This is a genomic window from Mesorhizobium sp. M4A.F.Ca.ET.050.02.1.1, from assembly GCF_003997725.1.
Classification (GTDB): domain Bacteria; phylum Pseudomonadota; class Alphaproteobacteria; order Rhizobiales; family Rhizobiaceae; genus Mesorhizobium.
In genome coordinates this window covers 1-3,122 of record NZ_RZSG01000709.1, presented here as the reverse complement: position 1 = coordinate 3,122, position 3,122 = coordinate 1, and the positions used below count along the sequence as shown (strand labels likewise).

At 66.2% G+C, this 3,122-nt stretch carries 4 protein-coding genes; all 4 read right to left on the bottom strand.

The window, feature by feature from the left end:
• Positions 1-853, bottom strand: an 853-nt coding sequence (locus tag EOA33_RS29760) for a DUF3445 domain-containing protein (protein ID WP_145989343.1), incomplete at its 3' end; no start/stop codon positions are given.
• Complete coding sequence (locus EOA33_RS29755) at positions 850-1,137, bottom strand: YciI family protein (RefSeq protein ID WP_126059365.1); 288 nt, start codon at positions 1,135-1,137, stop codon at positions 850-852. The genes EOA33_RS29755 and EOA33_RS29760, both read right to left, overlap by 4 nt.
• Positions 1,138-1,156: 19 nt before the next feature.
• The gene (locus EOA33_RS29750; protein ID WP_126058432.1) at positions 1,157-1,819 is read right to left on the bottom strand and encodes an aminotransferase class IV family protein; all 663 of its coding nucleotides are present in this window, start codon (positions 1,817-1,819) and stop codon (positions 1,157-1,159) included.
• Positions 1,768-2,913 (bottom strand): aminodeoxychorismate synthase component I, encoded by a 1,146-nt coding sequence (locus EOA33_RS29745; RefSeq protein ID WP_126058433.1) that lies wholly within the window; start codon positions 2,911-2,913, stop codon positions 1,768-1,770. The genes EOA33_RS29750 and EOA33_RS29745 overlap by 52 nt, the downstream gene beginning before the upstream one ends.
• Between the last annotated feature and the right edge of the window lie 209 nt (positions 2,914-3,122).

Genomic DNA, 3,122 nt, shown 5'->3' with positions numbered 1-3,122 from the left:
GGTGAACAGGATGTCGCGCCAGACGTTGCGCAAACTGCCCGTCTCGCGCGACATCCTGTTCACCATCCGCATCCATCTCGACCCGCTCAAGGTGCTGGCACGCCATCCCGACAGGGCGACGCTCGCGGCATCCTTCGCCGCACAGCTGGAGGCGCTCGACGCGGATGAAGGCATGGGCGTCGATATCGCCGTCGGCGAAGCGTGTGGGGCGGTTGGTGGCGCGGTCGATGCGCTGGAGGTTGGAGAGCGGATGGTAGAGGGCGTCGCCGGCCTGGATCGACCAGTTGTAGCGCTCCACCGCCTGACCCTGAAGACCGTCGAACATGCGGTTGATCAATTCTGCCGGACGCGTGCCGGGCCCGAACCCCGGCACCGGCGCATGGATCTGCTGCAGCGGCTTGCCGAATTTTTCCAGGAGCGACCAGGACGAAGGAAAGCAGAGCGAGCCGGCGGCCAGGCGCCAGCCGCTTTCATCCCGGCGCATCAGGATCAGATCCTCCTGGACGAGCAGGGATGCCTGAACGAGCGGCGCCGCGCGCAGGGCCGCAGTCGGTCCGCCACCGTTCTCGTCGCCGATCACGGCGGCGCCGGAGCCGCCATCGCGATGGGTCCCGGGGTGTTTCGCCGCGAGATAGGCTGCGAGGAGATCGAGCACCTCTCGCTGGGCCTCGCGTGTGCCATCCTCCTCGACGAAGACCTTTTCGGGAATCTCCGCGTAGAGCCGGCGCTTCTCGGCGAGATGAGGCAAGAGACATTCGTCGACATCGATCCACTCGTCGAGGCCGAGCGGCTTCAGCCCGATGGTGAAGGGTTTCGACGAACCGTCATAGGGCGTATGGGCGGGCCCGTTCATGCTTCCTTGAACGCGTCGAGTTGAGCGGCGGTCATTCTCGCCGTGAATTCAGTGATGTCATAGTCGGCGGCGCCGGCTTGGGCGAAGGGATCGGCGGCCAGCTTGGCGTCCAACACGTCGCGCGGGCCGCGCGCTATGATGATGCCGCCGGTTCTTGGCCGCTTTGGACCGGAGATGACGAAGATACCCTCCGCATAGCATGCTTTCAGCCACTCGACATGTGCAGCTTGCAGCCGATCGATCTCGGTAAGCGGCACCTTGTAGTTCAGCGACACGACGAACATCATTCTCTCCAGACCTGCGTCAGGCCAACCGTGCGGGGATAAGGCCGCGCAGCGAATTGCCGACGAAGATCGCCTTCGCCGACTTCAGATCGTCTAGGGTGTAGATCGCTTCGCGGGCGCGGCCTTCATCCAGAAGCTCGCCGCGCAATACGCCAGGCAAGAGACCGCAGTCGAGCCGGGGCGTTGCCAGCACGCCGTCGCCGAAATCGGCGAAGAGATTGGTGATCGTACCCTCGCAGAGTTCGCCGCGTTCGTTGGCGAGCAGCACCTCGTCCGCGCGGCTGGCGAGATATTCGGCGCGCGCCCGCTGGTAGGTGTCGCGGCGGCTGGTCTTGTGGCGAAGCAAAGTGTCGCCGGAATCGAGCCGGACCCGCGCCAGTTGCAGGCGCCAGACCTTGTCGGCGGCGAGCGGCTCATAGCGCTGCGCGGCAGCCGTCACCTCGCCATTGCGCGCCAGGACCAGACGGGTGCGCAAGGCGATCGTTTGCCGGCCAACCGTGTCCGTCAGCACTTCGCCGACCCGTTGCGGTTCACAGGCAAAGCCCAGCTCGGCCGCCGAAGCATAGAGCCGCGCAAGGTGACGATCGAAGCGCAGGAAGCCGGGGCCCGGCTCCCAACGCATGGTCTCGATCAGCTCGAAATCGGCACGGTCCCTGTCGCGAAGCGGGCTTTCAAGAGACACTCCTGATACTCCTCCTCGGCGGTGGAATCGAAGACGACGCCGCCGCCGACATTGTAGACGGCCTCGCCGCTGGAAAAGAGCGAAATGGTGCGGATCGCCACGGAAAAGCGCATTGTGCCGCCGGGTGCGATCCAGCCGATGGCGCCGCAATAGACGTCGCGCGGTGTGCCCTCGAGATCGTGCAGTATCTCCATGGCGCGGATTTTCGGCGCGCCGGTGATCGAGCCGCAGGGGAACAGCGCCGCGAGGATGCGGCGGATGCCGACGTCCGGTAACAGCCGGGCCCGCACGCGGCTCACCATCTGGTGCACGGTCGGATAGGTCTCTATGCGGAACAGTTCCGGCACCTCCAGTGTGCCAACCTCGCTGATCAGCGAGATGTCGTTGCGCAGCAGGTCGACGATCATGCGGTTCTCGGCCTGGTTCTTCTCGTCCTTGCGCAGGAACGATTTCAGCCGCGCGTCCTCGGCCCTGGTCGCGCCGCGCGGCGCCGTGCCCTTCATCGGATGCGTCTCGATCATCCCTTCGGCGTCGATTTCGAAGAAGAGCTCGGGCGATCGCGAGAGCACCACCGGATCGCCGAGCGAAATCAGCGCGCCGTATTTCACCGGCTGGCGTTCGGTGAGCGAGTCGAAGGCGGCGAGCGGATCGCCGGACCACTGCGCGCGCACGGGGAAGGTCAGATTGCCCTGGTAGCAGTCACCCCTGCGGATGTGGTCGTGCAACCGCGCAAAGCGCTTCGCATAGTCCTGCGCCGACCAGGCCGCCCGGGCGTCGAAGATCGGGCCGTTGGTCGCCGGACCGGCGCGGCGTGGCACCGCCTGCTCGACGGGAGCATCGAAGACGCCGAAGCACACCAGCGGCGCGCGCCGACCCTCAGGAAGCAATGGCACCAGTTTTGGCTCGAGCAGGTAGCCAGCCTCGTAGGAGAGGTATCCTGCCAGCCATTTGCCGGCGTCGGCTGCCGCCTGCGCGGCTTCGAGCGCCGGCAGGAAATCGTCCGCGTCGCGCGCCACGATGATCTCGGCCGGTTGGTCGAAGACCAACTGGCGGCCGCTCTCGTCGTTGCGGAAAATAGCGGAGGGCAGGGACATTGCTCGGGTGTTCGGTCGGTGGCGCCAGCGATCGCTCTATATGGGGTCTTGGTGGCGCGCAATCGAGGGAGCGGCGTCCTGGGACGCAAAGGCGGCTGGAGCAAAGGAAGGCGGCGGTGCCCAGGACTGGCACCGGCGCTGTCACATGCCCGAAGGCGAAGCGGGATCAGGTGTTGCTGGCGGTTCCCGCGGGCGGGGAGCGGCGGGGG

Excerpts from the sequence above, each read along its gene's own strand:
- EOA33_RS29755 (WP_126059365.1), bottom strand. The coding sequence starts at position 1,137 with ATGTTCGTCGTGTCGCTGAACTACAAGGTGCCGCTTACCGAGATCGAT.
- EOA33_RS29745 (WP_126058433.1), bottom strand. The coding sequence starts at position 2,913 with ATGTCCCTGCCCTCCGCTATTTTCCGCAACGACGAGAGCGGCCGCCAG.